The sequence below is a fragment of the Polyangium jinanense genome (assembly GCF_028435365.1).
Genome location: NZ_JAGTJJ010000001.1, coordinates 1,075,770 through 1,092,609 on the forward strand (window position 1 = coordinate 1,075,770; position 16,840 = coordinate 1,092,609).

The window sequence follows — 16,840 nt, forward strand, 5'->3', positions numbered from 1 at the left end:
CGCGCATCGCGGATGGCTTTCGCGCGGCATCGCGGCGATAATGCGCGCGATCATGAAGACGCGCTTTCTTGGGAAGAAAGGTTTCCTCGCGGCCTCCGCTGTCGCACTCGGGGTCGCGCTTTTTCCGAGCGCGGCGCGCGCCGAGGTCGTCGCCGTCGATTGCGACGTCGATCCCGACTGGTGCAAGACCGCTCCGATCGGCTTCTCGCACAGCGACTCTCTCCCGATCGAATGGAGCTTCGACACGGGTTGGGTCCCGGCGAACTCGCCCTTGCAGGTCCACATCTGGGCGGGCGTTTATGCGACCACGCGCGTCTCGCTCAAGGGTGCGCTCGAAACGAGCTGGCCCGAGGCGCTTCTCCTCCGCGCGCCGGGCAACGTCGACGGCGGTTTGCTCTCGTATCACTACGGCGTCGAGCTCGGCGCGCAGGCGCAGTTCCACGTGGAGATCGCGGGCATCCCGTACGACTGGGTCGGCGACATCCCGTATATCCCGCAGATCGATTTCCAGGTCGAAGGCGAACAGGTCTTCAACGCGTGGGGATGGAACCCCGGCGCCACGCTCGCCAGCAAGACGCAGCCGCAGACGATCATCGAGGTCGGCCTCAGCGACATCATCAGCATCCCCAGCGTCTTCGTGGACGGCGGCCTCAAGGTCGACGTGCAGATGGAGCTCGCCGCGACGTACACGACCGAGCGCATCGTCGTGGAGACCGCCGAGGGCAAGAGCGTCAAAGGCGGCGACATCACCGAGGAAGACGGTGAGACGAAGGCCGAGTATTTGAACGGCCCCGCGATCGACCTCGACGTGCATCCCGAAGGGAACATCGACTACGACGGCATCATTCACCTGATCCCGGGCATGTGGATCGAGATCCTCGGCCAGAACTTCGCGTTCGACCTCGTCGACATCCCGATCACCTTCCCGATCACGCAGACGACGTGGTCGTTCCCCAAGCAACGCGTGCACGTGCCTCTGCCCGACGTCGTGCTGCCGAAGGCCGAGATCGATTTTGGCGAGGTCGAGGTCGGCCAGAAGAGCCTCGAGAGCTTCAGCGTGTGGAACGCGGGCGAGGCGCGCGCGAAGGTGACGCTCGTGTCGAGCAGCCCGGAGCTCTTCCCCGCGTGGGATCCGAGCATCGACATCGAGCCCGGCGTCACGGCGGACACGGCCGTGCGCTTCATGCCCCGGAAAAACGGCCCCTTCGAGGCGACGTTGTTCATCGCGTCCAACGACCCGAACGACCCGGTCCAGGAGATCGTCCTCAAGGGCGTGGGCTTCGGCGGCCCCGTGGCGCCGTCGCAGGACATCTCGCAGGAGAGCGGGTGCGCCTGCCGCGCCGCCGGAAACGACGCGCCCACCTCCGCCCCGGCGGGCCTCGCGCTCACCGCCCTCGCTGGGTTCGCAGCCCTCGTACGGCGAAATCGGAGGGTGGGTCGAGGTTGACCCCCATGGGTCCTGTGCGACCCCCCTTTCCGCCCGCCACAGGAACGACGCACACGGCATTTCGCCAGCTTACAAACTCACCCCTGGGTCTGTCGCGACCCCCCGTCCGACAAAAACCTGCGAAACTCCGCCAATTCCTTGGCTGGCATGACCGTTGCTGATGTCCATTCCGGACCTGACTTCAGCATCGGGGAGTTCCTGACATGTCGACGGCCACGCAGCAGGACCAGCACATCCACGAAACCCAGCCCTCTTCGCAGACCCGCGCCGTACGCCAGGCGCTCGTCTCCATGGGATCGCGCGTCGTCGGACAAGGCGCGGCGATCGAGGAGGTCGTCCGCAACATCGGAGTCCTCTCGACGTCCCGCACGCCCGTGCTCTTCGTGGGCGAGCCCGGCGCCGGCAAGCGCTTCTTCGCCCGGGTCCTGCACGAGACGACGGCCCAGGGTCCGCTCGTTCTGCTCTCCGACGAAGCCGCGCCCATCGACGCCGCCGCGCTCCGCACCGCCACGGAGAGCGCTCGCGGCGGCACGCTCGTCGTCGTCGACATCGATCGTCTCACCCCCGAGCTCGCCGACGAGCTCGTCGCGCTGGCGAGCCGCGGCGACACGCGCCTCGTCGCAACCTCCACGATGGCGCTCGATCCGAGCTGCTGTCACGCCGCGCTCTGCGCGCTCTTCACCACGAGCACGGTGAAGCTCCCGAGCCTGCACGAGCGCGCCGAGGACGTCCCGCAGCTCATCCAGCACTTCTTCGAGCTGCACGCGACGCGCTCGCGCCGCACCGATCTGCGCGGCCTGTCGCCCGAGGCGACCGCGCTGCTCGAAGGGCACACCTTCGCCGACCACGTGCGTGGCCTCGACCGCGCGATCGATCAGGCGATGGCGTTCGCCGAAGGCCCGTACGTGACCGTCTCGGATCTGCCGGAGGAGATCCGCGGATCGAAGCCGCTCGGCTCGTCGCTCCTGCTCGGCGCGCTGCCCGTGAACGGCCTCGATCTGCGCGCCGCGGTCGAGGAGTTCGAGACGCGCATGATCCTCCAGGCGCTCGAGCGCACGGGCTGGAACAAGAACCGCGCCTCGCGCTTGCTCGGCCTGAACCGCACGACGCTCGTCGAGATGATCAAGCGCAAGCGCCTCGCACCGCCGCTCGGCGCGCGCAAGCCGACCACGACGAAGGCCGACGCGCACGAGGTGCTCGCCGACGCCGAGTGATCAGCGCATCACGTCCTTGAAGCTCATGGCCGGCTTCGGCGAACCCTCGTGGGCCAGCCGGATCACGAGGTCGGCCATCTTCTCCACCACCCACGGAAAGTGCTCGGGCCCGAGCGACGTGATGTCGAAGTCGGGCGCCGAGTTCATGAAGTCGATCGCGTACGGCACGCCGTCGCGGATCGCGAGCTCGACCGTGTTCATGTCGTAGCCGAGCGCGCGACAGAGCGAGCGAGCGTCCTCCACGCAGCGCGCGAGCAGCGCCGGTTCGAGCGGCGGCATCGTCTCGCTCGCCCGCACATACCGGTCGAAATGCCCGAGCCGCGGATCCCAGAGCGCGGGCCGCACGTGCTCCTTGCCGATCACGATGCACCGCACGTACTGCGACCACGGGATCGCCTCCTGCGCGATCATCGTGAGCGTCCCGGTCCGATCGTACGCGCCCCAGAGCTCCTCCATCGAGCTCACGCGGTAGACGTCGCGAAACCCTCCGCCCCAGTGCGGCTTGATGAACATCGGAAAGCCGAGCTCGCGCGCCGCGCCTTCCCAGTCGAGCGGGAAACGCAGGTTGCAGAGCGTCTGGCTCGACACCCCCTCGCCGTACGACTTCGACGGCAAGACCACCGTCCTCGGCACGCGCACGCCGAGCCGCGCGGCGAGTGCGGTCCCGAAGAGTTTGTCGTCGGCGATCCGCCAGAAGGGGTTGTTCACCACGCGCGTGCCGTTCAGCACCGCGAGCTTCAGCACCGGCTGGTAACAGGTCACCTCGTGCGAGATGCGATCGACGAGCACGTCGTACGGCGGCGGACGATCGATCGAGGTGATGTCGAGCTCTGCGTAACTCGCGACCACGCCGGCGTCGCGCCGCGCGACCTCGGCGATCAGGGCATCGGGAAAGGAGCGCTCACGTCCGACGAGCAAGCCAACGCGGAGGACCATAGGGCCGTCCTACACCAAACCTCTGCGCTCGTCACAGGGCCATGCTGCGGAGTTCGCGCTTCAGGACCTTGCCTGTCGGGTTCCGCGGTAAGGACGGAAGAAACACGAATTCGCGCGGCACCTTCGCGCCCGACAACCGCGCGCGCGCGAACGCCTCGAGCTCCTTCGCTTCGGCGCTCACGTCCGCTTTCAGCACCACGAACGCGCGCACCCGCTCGCCCCACGCTTCGTCCGGGACGCCCACGATTGCGACCTCCGCGACCGCCGGATGATCGTGGAGCACGCCCTCCACCTCGGCCGGATACACGTTCACGCCGCCCGAGATGACCATGTCGCGCTTGCGACCTTCGAGAAAGAAGTAGCCGCGCTCGTCCCTCCGCGCGAGATCGCCGACCGAGAAGAACCCGTCCCGCATCGCGTCGCGCGTCCCCGCGTCGTCGGCGTGGTAGCCCGAGAAAAGCTGCCCGCTCCGTGCGTAGAGCTCGCCCACCGCGCCGGGCCCGCAGATCCGCCCGGACTCGTCGTAGAGCCGCACCTCCGCGCCCGGAATCGCGCGTCCGATCGTGCCCGGCGCCGCGCGCAGATCCGCGGGCTTCGCCAGCGTCACCACGCCCGTCTCCGTCGCCCCGTAGAAGTTGAACAGTTTGTCCCCAAAGAGCCGGAGCACCTCGTTCGCCAGCGGGACCGAGATCGCCGCGCCGCCCGTGAAGATCGCCTTCAGCGACGACGTGTCGTAGCGCCGGATCCTCTCCTCCCCGAGCTCCACGATCCGGTGCAGCATCGTCGGCACCACGGCGGTCGTGGTCACGCGGTAGCGCTCGATCGCTTCGAGGAACGACTCGGGCCGGAATTCACGCAGCACGATCACCGTGCTCCCGACGAGGTACGACATCGTGATGAACCCGAACGCCGTCGCGTGATAGAGCGGGCACACCGCGAGGTGCACCTCGCCCATTTCCATCGGCGTCTCCCCGATGAACGCGAGCGCCGCCGTCGTCGCGCCCTTGGCGAACTGCCGCACCGCGCCCTTTGGTTTGCCCGTCGTGCCCGACGTGTACATCACCACCGCGGGCTCGTCGCCCGCGTCCGGCGGCGGCCCCTTCGCCGACGCGACCAGCGCTTCGAGCGTCGGGAACGGCGCGGCCGCGCCGCCCACCGAGAAGCATCGCGATGCGCCGATCTGCGCGAGCTTCGGCCCTGCTTCCTGCACGGTCTCGGCGACGTCCACGTCGAAGAACAGCGCACGCGCGCCCGAGTGCGTCGCCACGTACTCGAGCTCGTTCGGCGTCGACCGGAACGAACAACTCACCGCCCCGCAGCCGAGCTTGCCGGCGGCGATCTGCAGCAGCACGAACTCCGGCCGGTTCTTGAGCATCAACGCGACGCGATCGCCCGACCGAACGCCTCGCTCGGCGAGGCCTGCGGCGATGCGCTCGATCCGCTCGTTCATCTCGGCGAACGAGTACGCGCGCTCCTCCACGAGCCTGCCGCTCGGCAGCGCGGAAAGCCCCACGAGGCCCACGGTGTGCGGATCGTTGTGGGCCATGAAGTGGAACAAGAGCGGCGGCGCGGCCTTCTTGGTCCGAAAAAGCTCGCGCGCGGCGGCTTCGAGCCCGGACCAGTGGACGTGACGCGGCATCTTGGTCTGGATCGCGACGCGGCCTACCGTCCGCGCCCCGAACACCATGCCCTCGGCGGCCTGCTTCAGCGAGGAGAGCCTCTCCTTCCAGTGCATGCGCGGATTGTAGTCTCGCGACGTTGGGGATAGGTTACTCCCGTGAGTGACCGGCGAACCACCGGAGGCCGCGCGGCCATCGAGCTGAACGTCGAGTACAAGCGCCTCAACACGTTCTTCGCCGACTACACGCGCAACATCTCGAAGGGCGGCACGTTCATCCGCACGGATCGGCCCCTCGACGTGAACACCGAGTTCGTCTTCGCGCTCAGCATCAAGAACCTCGCCGAGCCGCTCCGCCTCCGCGGTCGGGTCAAGTGGATCGTGCGCCCCGTCGACGCCACGCCCGACTCGCCCGCCGGCATGGGCATCGAGTTCCAGTACAACGACGAGAAAGAGCGCCGCGAGACCGAGGCGATCGTCGAGAAGCTCATGGCGAACGAGCTTGGCGACGAGCTCGCCGGCAAGCTCCTCGGACACAAGCCGAACACGAAGGCGTAAGCGCGAAGAGCTCCGTTCGTCTACGCCGGTTTCAAGCTTGCTTCGGCGTCCGGAGGGACTCGTCGCCTCGTGCAGGTTCGCGCCCGCCGTGTACACTCCGCGAAGATGCCTCCGAGATCTACGCCCCGCGCGCGCGCGTTCGCCCGAGCCATCCTCGCCTCGCTCCTCGCCGCCGGCGCCGCGGGCTGCGGGACGTCGGCCCGGCCCACGAAGACCCCCGTGCAGGTCGTCGAGGGCCCGGTCAAACCCGTCGACGTCCAGGACGCGGACTTCGCCACGACGCTCGCGCGTGTCCTTTCGGACGGCTCGCGCACCCCGGAGCGGCTCGGCACCGTCGCGGGCGTCGTGCGCCGCCAGCTCGCCCACGCCGAGCGACGCTTCGCGCTCGGCGCACCCGAGCGAGGGACCTCGAGCGTGATGGGCGCGCTCTACCTCGTCCGCGTCGGCGAGGGACAAGGCGCGATGGTCGACGCGTCCGGCGCGCGCGCGCTCGACGGCGCGATCCGACACCTGAGCACGCTCGGCGACGAGGGCCGCGTGCACGCGCTCATGCGCATGCGCGCCACCGCGCTCGGCACGAGCGCCCCGGGCCGCGCCGAGCTCGACGAGCACCTCTCGAACCTCGAACGGTGGATCGGCGACACCCACGCGGGCAGCCCCGGCGTGCGGCTCGGCGCCGAAGCGCGTTACCTGGCCGCGCGTGCGATGGTCGATCCGTCCGGCGAGACCCTCGACGCCGCGGCGAACGCGATCGAGGCGTGGGTCAATCGTGGCATCGAGATCAACCGCATCTTCCGGCAAACGGGTAAGCGGCCCGAGCGCGCCGAGGCCATGGAGGCGGCGCGCTCCATCGAGACGGGCGCGGTCATGCTCGCGTCGATCTTCATCCGCCACGGCGACGCCCAGGGCGCCTTGTCGCGCATCGAGAGCTCCGAGGTCCGGCTCATCACCGAGCCCGCGCTGCGCAGGAGCCTCATGGTCGCCTCGGAGGACGGCGATGCAGAGGCGTGGGAGATGGTCGCGGCGGCGTTCGCCAACGAAGGCGCGCCGACGAGCGAGGACGAGGACGAACGCGAAGAGCGGCTCGATCCGTGCCTCGTCGAAGCGGGCGTCTGGGGCAGCGTGCTCGAGGCGTACCGCAAGGACCCGAAGAACTTCCGCATGGCCGCGCTCCTTGCCGAGGAGCTCGTGCGCCTCGGCATGTCCGAGGGCGCGCCGGCCGTGCTCGCGGGCGCGCTCGGGGCGCAGCCGAGTGCGAGGTTCGTCGCGGCCGCGAACCGCATCGTCTTCGAGGCCATGGCCGTCGACGCCGACGCGGGCGACGTCGACGCCGTTCGCCGCACCTTCCGCGCCGCCGCGCCGATCCTCGCGGCCGCGGATCGACCGGAGATCGCGACGGCCGGCCTCGAACCCACGCCCGCGCGCCTGCGCTTGCTCATGGCCTCCGTCGAGGTCCGCAGTGGCGACCTCGCCGCGGCGCGCCCGCTCTTCGTGGCCGCCGCGAAAGGTGATCCCTCGGTCGCCGCGTGGATCCGCGTCGCGCGCGCAGATCGCCAGGCGAAGGACTCTGCCGCCGCACTCGACAACCTGCGCCGCGCGTATGCCGCGCCCGACGCGCGTGTCGCCCTCGCCGACCTCGCCGAGGCGCACCTGCTCGCGTTCGAGATCCAGCGCGACCTCGGCGCTGCCGACGCCGCCAAGGCCGAGCTCGCGGACGCGCTCACCGCCGCGCTCGCCTCGCAGAAGCAACGTGGCGATGCAGGGATGCGCGCGCGGGCCGAGACCTTGCTCGCCCGTGTCCTCGAAGCGTACGGCGATGCCAAGGCTGCAAGGCGCGCGCACGATCGTGCCCTCGCCGTCGCGGCCACCGATCGTCCTGCGCTCGGCGCCACCATCCTCCAGGTCACCTCCCGCGCGCTCGTGCGTCGCGACCTCGACGCGGCGCGCGCGGCCGTCCGCCAGGGCCTCGAAGCCGACGTCGATCAGGAAGAGCGCATCTACGGCGGCCTCTGGCTCCACCTCCTCGAACGGGAGCTCCGCGCGACGCCGGATGACACGGCCACGCGCGCGCTTGCGACGAACGGCGATCGGGACGCGTGGGTCGTCAAGCTCGCGCAATGGGCGCTCGGGCGCATGACGGACGACGGCCTGCTCGCCGCGGCACAGAATGCGGCGCAGCGAGTCGAGGCGGAGTTTTACACGGCCATGGCACGCCGCGCGTCGGGCGACCCGGCGGCGGCGGAGCGTTTGCGCAAAGTCGCGGACAGTCCGGTCCTCGATCTCGTCGAGGTTCAGCTCGCGCGAGATCTGCTTGCGCCGAATTTTCGCGTAGAGCTGCCACAGGGCGCCGCGCTGCCCTGAACGGTCGCCCTGGGAAGCGCATTTCCCTCCCGCGACCGGCCACGAATGTTATCATACATTCATGAAATTCTTATTGGCGCGGGGTGCTTCCGTCCTCGTTTCTGCAAGCGCGCTCGTCCTCGGCGGCTGCGGCGCCGACGGGCCTGTCGTTTGGCCAATCAGCGGCGCGACAGACGGTGATTTTCCGCTCTCATCGACCTTTGGTCCCCGCGTTCGTACGGACGACGACGTATACGACTTTCATCGTGGCATCGACATTGCCGTCCCCGAGGGCACGGACATCTACTCGATCGCCGCGGGCGTGGTCAGCGAGATTCAGGAGGACACGAGCGCTGGCGGTATGCTCGTCAAGGTCGATCACGGCAGCTATTACAGCACGTACGTGCATTGCTCCGAGGTCGACGTCGACGTCGGAGACAGGGTCGACGCCGGCGAGTTCATCGCCGAGAGCGGCAAGGCCTCGAATGGCTTTGCGCACCTGCACTTCGAGATTCGCAAGCCCGGCGACAACAAGAAGGACTGCGTCCACCCGCTCGACGTCCTGCCCTATACCGACAAAGGCGCGCCCACGCTGGAGATCGGCAAGGTGGACATGACAACCCCTCTCCAGCCCAAGGTCACGGTCACGGCCCGTGTGGGCGCGGGCGAGCTCGATCTTCGCAGCGTTTCCGTCGCCACCTACGAGGCCGACGCGGCCGCCATCCTCGAAGGCCTCGTGCCTCTCTCCGAGCGGACCTACGACATCGAGACCTGGAATCGCACCTATACGTCGAGCGAATCCGACGTCGTGATCGACGACCCGAACAACGAGGGAATCCTCGTCCGGCCGCAAAAATACAACAACACGATGCCGGCGCAGGAGATCGATTTCACGTTCACGGGGCTCGTCGGCACCGTCACGAGCGGCATGCTCCGCGTCCGGGCCGTGGCCGTCGACGTGAAGGGCAACAAGATCAGCGTCGAATCGCAGTGACGCGCGGAAAACCTGCCCGCGTCAGGGCAGGATGTTGAAATTGTCGAAACGCGCGCGGCCCGGGTCCTGCGCCGGTTCGTCGATTCCTCCGGTCAAGGCCACGTACATCTCCCCGAAGGGCAGCGGGTTCGGCTCGCTCGCCTGCACCGTCCATTGCTGCGCGTCGGGCGACGTCTCCCAGAGCGTCGTCCCGTCCTGCTCGCGAATGCGCCAGAACGCGTGTTCGGTGGGATCGTATTCGGTGAACGCCACATCGGTGTAGTTGTTGTCGAGGATCTTGTGGAAGTACAGCGTCCCCTGGTAGAAAGCGATCTCGACCGCGTTGTCGCTCCCCGTGCCGATCTGGAACGACGCATAAGCTTTGGCGGCCGGGTTCGGGACCTCCAGCACCTGGACGAACGCGCCGCAATTCGAAACGTCGTACGGCTGGGTCGAGTAATGCACCGCGTACCCGGGGGCCCCGGACTGGATCTCCACGACCAGGTTGCCCTCGGACTCGGCGATCGACCCGCCGTTTTCCACGTAGATCGACCATTTCGCCGGATCGGTCATCCCATCGTCGAAATCGTCCTTCAAGTCGATCGTGCACTGCGGAGCGCCGCCCGCGCCGCCCGCGCCGCCCGCGCCCCCGGCGCCCCCGGCGCCGCCCGTGCCGGAGCTTGCGCTGCTGCTGCTCACCGAAACGCCCACGCCGGAATCGCTGCTCGAAGCGCTCGTCCCCGTATCCGCGCCTCCGCCGCCGAGCCGCGGATCGTATGCGTCCCAGTCTCGGCTGCAACCGACGAGACCCACGAAGAGCGGCAACCAGGCGAGCCTCGAAATCGTGTTGTTGTACGTCATGCCAAACCTCGCCCGGCTCAGAACGCCCCGCCCACCTCGACGAACGCGCCCGCGGGCCCGACCATCACCCTCGCGTCCGCCTTCTTCGCCGCTTTTGGCCCGCCGAGCGCAATCATCAGCGCGCCCGCTGCCACGCCCACCGCGCCGCCCACGAGCGAGCCGAGCGCGATCGTATCGAGCCGTTTTCCCTCGTCGATCACGTCCGCATAGCGCGGATCCGTGCACCGATTGCCCCCGCAATCGGCGACGAGCCCATCATACTTGCTCTGCGCCATGGCGGTCGTCACGCCAAACACCCCGAGCCCCACCACGCCGAGCCCTGCGACCACGTATCCGGCGATCCGCACCCCGCCGCCCGTCGTCGATTCTGCGGGCGCGGGCGCGCTCGGCTCGGTCTTTTGCGCCTCGGCGCCCGGGGCCACGAAGATCGTCTTCGTCTGCCCGCCGACCACGACCTCCTCGCGGTGCATGGGCGCGCCTTTCGCCGGCTCGACGTCCACCACCACCTTGCCCGGCAGCACCACGATGGCCACGCCGAGCCGCTCGGCGGACAGCTCCGTGCCATTGAGGGTCACGCGCGCGCCCTCGGGCTGCGCGAGCGCCACGATCACCTTCGCCACCTTGGGCTCGAGCGCCGCGAGGTCGGCGGCCGCGCTGTCGCGGGCCCGCTCGTATTTTGGTTGCTGCTCGGCGAGTGTCGCCGCCTCGATCCGCGTGGCCGCGAGCTCTTCGTACGCCTCGACGACCTTGCCCAGCGCGAGGAGCGCGCGTGCGACCATCAATCGTGCATTCGGGCTCTTCGTGATGGAGTAGGCCTCGCGAAACTTGGCGATCGCCTCCTCGTGCCGGCCCTTGTCGAATAGATCCTGCCCCGCGTCGAACGCCTTCTGCGCCGCGGCCGGGGATGCGGTGGTCGGCTCGGCGAACGCGGGCGCGCTCGAAATCGTGAGCTGGGCCGCCACCACGAATGAAGCGAGAAAACGTCGCATGAAACCCGTCATAACTCCCGGGGGCGATAGCCCCCCTTCACCGGAGGTTTTGCCGTTCGGCTCGTCGTGGCCGTCGAAGGAGGCGCCGCGGGCTTCGCCACCGCGGGCTGCACCACCTCCGCGGGCGCCGCATTCGCCGACGTCGCCGCGGACGCCGTGGCAGACGCGGCCGGCGGCGGCACCGCGGCCGTCGTCGCGGGCGGCGCTTGCGTCTCGACCGGCGCGCCCTGCGCGGCCGGCCGCTCGTTCGGCCCATTCGCGTCCGTGGGCGGCTTTCCATACCGGATCCACACGAACAACGCGAGCGCCGCCACCGCCACCGCGCCCACTGAAATGAAAACCCCCCGGAACGACCTCTTCTTCGACGCCTCGACGTCCGCATCCCGCGTGCTCGTGAGCGCCGTGCGCGCCGGCGTCGCGGGCGGGGACAGCGGCGCCTCCTTGCTCGCCGGCCCCGACCCCGAGCCCGTCACGCTCGAAAGGCCGGATATCACCGAGCGCCGGCCCTCCGGGGCGAGCGCCGACGGCGCGCGGTGCACGTTGATCGCCCGGACATACGCCGCCACCGCGCGGTGATTCGCAACCACGACCCCTTCCGCGCGCGCGGACGCCTCCAGCGCCTCGGCGAATTCGGCGGCGCTCGGGTATCGCTGGTCCGGGTTTTTCTCCAATGCCTTCAAGCAAGCGCGCGCAACGCCCTCGGGCACCTCCGGAATCACCTCGCGTGGCGAGACAGCCACGCCCTCGGTGATCTGGTACATCATCGCGACCTCGCTATCGCCCTGCACGAGCCGCCGGCACGCGAGCATCTCCCACAGCACCGCCCCCGCCGCATACACGTCCGTGCGCCGATCGAGCGACTTCGAGCGAATCTGCTCGGGCGCCATGTACGGCACCTTCCCCTTCACCGTCCCCGTGCGCGTGCTCGAAAGCCGTGAATCGGCGCGCGCGACCCCGAAATCCGTGAGCTTGGCAATCCCATCCGTGCTCACGAGGATGTTTTGCGGGGACACATCACGATGCACGATGTGCAGCGGCGTGCCGCTCTCGTCCGTGAGCTCGTGCGCGGCCTCGAGGCCCGAGAGTGCGTCGAGGAAGAGCCGGAGCCCGAGGTCGATCGGCACGCGATCGTGTTGACGAACGGCGCGCCGCAGGATCTGCTGCAGGCTCGGCCCCTCGACGTATTCCATCACGAGCGAGAGCGAGCCCTCCTCGTTCTCGGTCACGTCCAGGGTCGCGACCACGTTCGGGTGCCGGATCTGCGCGGCGAGCCGGGCTTCGTCGAGGAACATCGCGACGAACTCCGGCTCCTTGGCGAGATGCGGATGCATCTCCTTCACGGCGACGAGCCGTTCGAACCCGCCGAGGCCGTGGGCACGCGCGAGGTAGACCGTGGCCATGCCGCCGGACGCGATCTCGGCAAGCTTGTCGTAACGGCCGCGCTCGGATGCCATCCGACCAGGGTACACGAGGGCCCCGATCTCTGGAAGTCCTCCAGATCACGAGCCCTTCGCGGGGCTCGTCACGGCCGGCTAATCGTCGTTCCCGCCCCCCGGTGGTTCCTTGTCGATGTGCACGTGCGACGCGATGTTCAATTTGCCGACCGACGTCGTGTCGTTGTCGCGGAGCCCGTCGTTGTTCTCGTCGGGGTTCTTCGCGTTCGGCAGCGGCAGATCCGTATTGCCCGTTTGCAGCGCCTTCGTCCCCTTTTCGAGCAGCACCATCCGCCCGCCCGCGGTCTCCTTCGCCCGCAGCGCGGCCCGGTAGAGGTTCAGGATCGCGGTCCGACCTGCCTGCGTCCCCCGCGTGCTGTTGTAATTGCCGGGCGCCATGTCGATCGCGCCGCCGTGCTGGTGATTCGAGTTCGGCACGCCCCCGACCGCCTTGTTGCGTTGCGGGCACCGCCACGAGCTGTTCACCGTCACCCGCTCCCCATACTCCGCCTCGACGGCCTGGAGCAGCTCCAGCATTCCGGAGTTCAGCACCACGCGGTGCGACGCGTAGTTGTTGTTGTTGAGGAACTCCTCCCGCGGCGCCGTCACGATCTGGTCCCGATACGGCACGTGCAGCGACGTCTTCTTCGCCGCCAGCGAACGATAATCGACGTACTCCTGCCGGATGATGTCGCGCACGTCCTGCTCGATCTTCTCCGTGTACGTCGTCGACCGCCCCCGCGTCAGCTTCACCGTGATCTCGTAGCCTACCGGCTTGTTCGGCGACTTCGAGCCGCCCACGGGCCGCTGCGACGCCGTCACCTTCGGGACCCACGTGAACTCCGCGCCCTTGCCCTTGTTCGGCGTCGGCGTCCCGCTGTGACTCCCGATGGGTTTCACCTCCCACTCCGCGTCGGCCATCGGCGGGTTTGTCCGGACCGTCAGCTTCCGATCCTGCCCGATCAGGAAGATGAACTCCTTCGCCGGCACCCACACCTCTTTCGTGTACCGGTTCGGCGTCTTGTCCTTCTGCCCGGCTTCCGTGTAGCGGCTCTTGTATTCGAGCTTGAAGCCCGCCGGGCAATCCGCGCACGCCGCGCCGGCCTCGGACGCGGGCATGTTCGACGCGGCCTGGTTCGCGTTCTCTAGCTGGTTGGCCGTTGCGGTCTGGTCCTCCGGCCGCTCCGGCCGCGGCCGCGGAATGGGCACATCGCCTTCACTCACGACCCACCTCCTCGGAAGCCTTTGGCGCGTCGCGCTCGCGCAGCCACGCGATGGCCCGGTCCATCAATGCGCTCACCTTCTGCCACCCGCTCGCCTCCGGGTCTTCGAGAATCTCGCGCACCCAGGGCAGCGCCGGATCTTCCTCGAAATCGGGCCCGAGCACCAGCATCAGCGACACGTAGCGGAACACGTCCTGCTCCGACTTGCACCCGTGACGCGCCGCGCGCCCGAGCGCCCGATCGACGAGCGCGGCGCATCCCTCCTCGCCGAGCCTCGACCATTCCGCCGGAAAAATCCCTTGGATCTGCGCGAGCACGCGCTCCCGGTACTCTTCGAGCTCCGCCTGGCGCAGCGCATCGACCTGTTCGCGAAGGATTCTCAACATGGCCCGGCCACAGCCTCCGAAATCACGGCGCCCCACTACGGCAGCGCCATCACCTCCACCACCGCCGCCCCCTTCGCACCCGCCTTCTTCGGTGCCACGAGCTTTCCGCTCTCGAGATCGAAGCGACCCGCCGCCGCCTCGATCACCTTCTTCGTCTTCGCCCCGTCCACGCCTGCCCCGCTCGTCACGGACACGCGCACCACGCTCCGCTCGAACACCGCCGCGAGCAGCCCGATCGTGTCGATCAGCGCCTCCTCGTCGAGTTTTTCCTGACGGAACACGACGAGCGGCTTCGCGCCCTCTTCCAGCTTGCCCTTGCCCGCCTCGGCCTTCGCGTCACCGCCGGGCAGCGCGCCCGACCGCGCGAGCGCCGCGATCACGTTCGTCGCGATCGGCGGCGCCTCCGGCGGCGGCGTCGCGAGCACCGAAGCCCCGCGATAGAGCTGCCACGATCGCTGGAACAAAGTCGTCAACGTGAGCGCCCCGCGCCCCGACAATCCCGCCATCCGCGCGTTGTCCCCGATCGACGCCGGCGCGACGTCCCCGAGCCGTCGCAAGAGCGTGAGCGGCTCCGGCGCGCCCTTCGCCGCGGCCACGATCCGCGCCCCGCCCGGCGGATCCGTCGCGAGCTTCTTCTGGCCCTCGAGCAGGCCCTTCGCGAGCGCCACGAGCGCGCGCTCCTTGTCGGCGACGAGCCCACGCGGCGCCACGGCCACGAGCGGAACGAGCCGCGGCGCGTCCGCCGTCGTCAGCACGATCTTGCGTCCCGCGGCCCCGTCCGCGCCCATCTCCGTCCGATCGAACGCGACGAACCCAGCCTCTTTTTCGTCGTGGCTTCCCGGCGCCACGACCTTCACGTTCGCGGACGGCACGCCCGCCACGTCGAGCAAGAAGAGCCCCACGAACGTCGACGGTGCGCCCGGCGTACCCACGAGCGTCACGTCGCCCTTCACGGGCCCCGAGGGCAAACCGTCCTTCGCCGCGAACGCCTCACGCCCGCGGGAAAACCCGGCCACGAAAAACACCTCGGGCGAGAGCGCCCGCAGCCGCTCGTAGGCCGCGATGAACGTCGGCAGCGGCACCACGGCCACGTCCGCGCCGTTCTCGTCGCCGCCGCCGCGCGCGAGCGCCTCCTCGACCGCGCTCATCGCGTCCGACACGGAGATCCGCACGTCGAGCCCCGCGGCCGTGAACACGCTCTTCGGCCCCGGCGTTTGTCCCTCGTTCGCGAGCATCCCCGGCGCTGCGAGCTCCCAGCCGAGCGACACCACCTTCAGCGGCCGATCGAGCAGCGCCTGCGGCTTCGCATCGACCGGCGGCGCGCCTGCGCTCGAGCTCCCGTTCGCCACGGGCACCGGGCCTGCGCTCGCGCTCGTGCCTGGCACAGGCCCCGCGCTCGCGACGGCGCTCGTCCCGGGGCCTGCGCTCGCGCTCCCGCTCGGGACGGGCAGCGCGGCATCGGCGGCCTCGCCTTTCGGCGGCGGCGGCGCTGTGTGGGGTGCGCGGCTCCGCGTCACGAAGATCGCGCCGAACCCTCCGAGGAGGCAGATGAGCAAGACGAAGACGATTTTCTGGCGCAATGGACTCACCACTGGCTGGAGGAGGCGCTCGGATCGCCGAGCTTGCGCCGCCCGGGGTAGCTCGATTTGACGAGGCGCTTGAGCTCGTTCACCGGCACGGCGAGGTTCAGGTTCTGCGCCCCTGCGAAGGCCCCACCGAACTGGGCCGTGTTGATCCCGATCACCTCACCGCGCATGTTGAACAGCGGTCCGCCCGAGTTTCCCGGGGAAATCGGCACCGAGATCTGGATCCACTGCCGCCCCTCGTGAAGCCGACGCGCCGACACGAGCCCGTCGGTCAGCGTGTGCTCGAGCCCTAGCGGATTGCCGATCGCGATCGCCCTCTCGCCGACCACGATCTTGTCCGAGTCGCCGAGGTCGAGCACTTTCGCGCTCGGCGGCGTGCCGCCTTCGAGCGGCTTCTTGATCTCGATCGCGAGCAGCGCGAGGTCCGCCTCGCGGTTGTCCACGAGCACCTGGATGTCGGCGTAGGTCGCGCCGTTCTCGAACTTGAGCCGCGCCGACCCGGCGCCGTCGATCACGTGGTGGTTCGTCACGACGACTCCGGCCTCGTCGATCAAGAACCCGGTCCCGCCGCCCTGCGCCTCGCCCTTCTTCACGAAGATCGTCACCACCGACGGCGAGAGATCACGGAAGAGCTCGGCGGGCGTCTTGTCGGCCTTCCCCGTCGCGCCGGCGTCCACGGGCGCGCTCGCATCGACCGCCACGCCTGCGTCCGTGGCCGCGGGCGTCACCGCCGCCGCGTCCGTTGCTGCGCCTGCATCCGCTGCGGCTTCCGCGTCCGCGCCGGCATCCGTGGCCGCGTCCGCTGCGGGCGCGGGCGCAGGCACGGGCTCCGGGAACGCGGGCTTTACGCCGCCGAGCAGGTACGCGACCTGCGCGAGCGTCTTGTAGCCCGAGGCGGCGAGACGATCGCCTTCCTTCACGTAGAGCGACCCGGTGAACTTCGCGGCGCCCGTGAACGCGAGCGACACGCCGAGCAGGAAGATCGCGAGCACGTCGGAAACGACGCTCGCCCCGCCCTTGGTTTCTCCTTCGGGCAGCAGCCTGTCGGCGATCCCGAGCGGCACGATCACGGTCACGGCGAGCGCGATGAGCGCCCGGGCATAACCGTTCTCCGTCAACGCGCCGACCGCGGCCATGAGTGAGACCAGGGTGGCGACGAACCCCCAGACGATCGCGACGATCTTGAGGAGGACCAGCGCGACACGAAAGCCTGCCGAAGGCTGGCTCAGCGTGGGCCTGGGTGCTGGCTTGGGCGTAGGTTTGGGGCTGGGCATGG

Annotated in this window: 14 protein-coding genes; 5 read left to right on the forward strand and 9 right to left on the reverse strand. The window is 69.2% G+C overall.

The window, feature by feature from the left end; translation table 11 throughout:
* Positions 1-52 precede the first annotated feature (52 nt).
* The gene (locus tag KEG57_RS04500) at positions 53-1,447 is read left to right on the forward strand and encodes an Ig-like domain-containing protein (protein ID WP_272417816.1); all 1,395 of its coding nucleotides are present in this window, start codon (positions 53-55) and stop codon (positions 1,445-1,447) included.
* 203 nt (positions 1,448-1,650) lie between these two features.
* On the forward strand, positions 1,651-2,661 hold the full coding sequence (locus tag KEG57_RS04505) for an AAA-type ATPase lid domain-containing protein (protein ID WP_272417815.1): 1,011 nt from the start codon (positions 1,651-1,653) through the stop codon (positions 2,659-2,661).
* Here the strand turns inward: KEG57_RS04505 and KEG57_RS04510 are convergent, their stop codons facing one another.
* Positions 2,662-3,597 carry an ATP-grasp domain-containing protein gene (locus KEG57_RS04510; protein ID WP_272417814.1) on the reverse strand — a complete coding sequence of 312 codons (936 nt, stop codon included), beginning with the start codon at positions 3,595-3,597 and terminating at the stop codon, positions 2,662-2,664.
* A 31-nt stretch (positions 3,598-3,628) separates the two neighbouring features.
* Positions 3,629-5,332, reverse strand: a complete 1,704-nt coding sequence (locus KEG57_RS04515) for a class I adenylate-forming enzyme family protein (protein WP_272417813.1) — start codon at positions 5,330-5,332, stop codon at positions 3,629-3,631.
* Positions 5,333-5,374: 42 nt separating this feature from the next.
* Here KEG57_RS04515 and KEG57_RS04520 point away from each other — a divergent pair, with 42 nt between their 5' ends.
* The 3 genes from KEG57_RS04520 (at position 5,375) to KEG57_RS04530 (ending at position 9,107) form a co-directional block, all read left to right on the forward strand.
* Complete coding sequence (locus tag KEG57_RS04520; RefSeq protein ID WP_272417812.1) at positions 5,375-5,773, forward strand: PilZ domain-containing protein; 399 nt, start codon at positions 5,375-5,377, stop codon at positions 5,771-5,773.
* Positions 5,774-5,878: 105 nt separating this feature from the next.
* A complete protein-coding gene (locus KEG57_RS04525) occupies positions 5,879-8,134 on the forward strand; it encodes a hypothetical protein (RefSeq protein WP_272417811.1) in 2,256 nt (751 codons plus the stop codon).
* 61 nt (positions 8,135-8,195) lie between these two features.
* On the forward strand, positions 8,196-9,107 hold the full coding sequence (locus KEG57_RS04530) for a M23 family metallopeptidase (protein ID WP_272417810.1): 912 nt from the start codon (positions 8,196-8,198) through the stop codon (positions 9,105-9,107).
* 21 nt (positions 9,108-9,128) lie between these two features.
* Here the strand turns inward: KEG57_RS04530 and KEG57_RS04535 are convergent, their stop codons facing one another.
* The 7 genes from KEG57_RS04535 to KEG57_RS04565 all read right to left on the reverse strand — a co-directional run bounded on the left by KEG57_RS04535 (position 9,129) and on the right by KEG57_RS04565 (position 16,838).
* Positions 9,129-9,947 (reverse strand): hypothetical protein, encoded by an 819-nt coding sequence (locus KEG57_RS04535; RefSeq protein WP_272417809.1) that lies wholly within the window; start codon positions 9,945-9,947, stop codon positions 9,129-9,131.
* 17 nt (positions 9,948-9,964) lie between these two features.
* Positions 9,965-10,936 carry a hypothetical protein gene (locus KEG57_RS04540; protein ID WP_272417808.1) on the reverse strand — a complete coding sequence of 324 codons (972 nt, stop codon included), beginning with the start codon at positions 10,934-10,936 and terminating at the stop codon, positions 9,965-9,967.
* Positions 10,937-10,944: 8 nt separating this feature from the next.
* A complete protein-coding gene (locus KEG57_RS04545) occupies positions 10,945-12,390 on the reverse strand; it encodes a serine/threonine-protein kinase (RefSeq protein WP_272417807.1) in 1,446 nt (481 codons plus the stop codon).
* Positions 12,391-12,468: 78 nt separating this feature from the next.
* Positions 12,469-13,593, reverse strand: coding sequence for a D-Ala-D-Ala carboxypeptidase family metallohydrolase (locus KEG57_RS55450; RefSeq protein WP_272417806.1), 1,125 nt, complete (start codon positions 13,591-13,593; stop codon positions 12,469-12,471).
* Positions 13,586-13,978, reverse strand: coding sequence for a hypothetical protein (locus KEG57_RS04555; RefSeq protein ID WP_272417805.1), 393 nt, complete (start codon positions 13,976-13,978; stop codon positions 13,586-13,588). The genes KEG57_RS55450 and KEG57_RS04555 overlap by 8 nt, the downstream gene beginning before the upstream one ends.
* A gap of 35 nt (positions 13,979-14,013) precedes the next feature.
* Positions 14,014-15,558, reverse strand: a complete 1,545-nt coding sequence (locus tag KEG57_RS04560; RefSeq protein ID WP_272417804.1) for a substrate-binding domain-containing protein — start codon at positions 15,556-15,558, stop codon at positions 14,014-14,016.
* 5 nt (positions 15,559-15,563) lie between these two features.
* Positions 15,564-16,838 (reverse strand): S1C family serine protease, encoded by a 1,275-nt coding sequence (locus KEG57_RS04565; RefSeq protein WP_272417802.1) that lies wholly within the window; start codon positions 16,836-16,838, stop codon positions 15,564-15,566.
* Positions 16,839-16,840 lie beyond the last annotated feature (2 nt).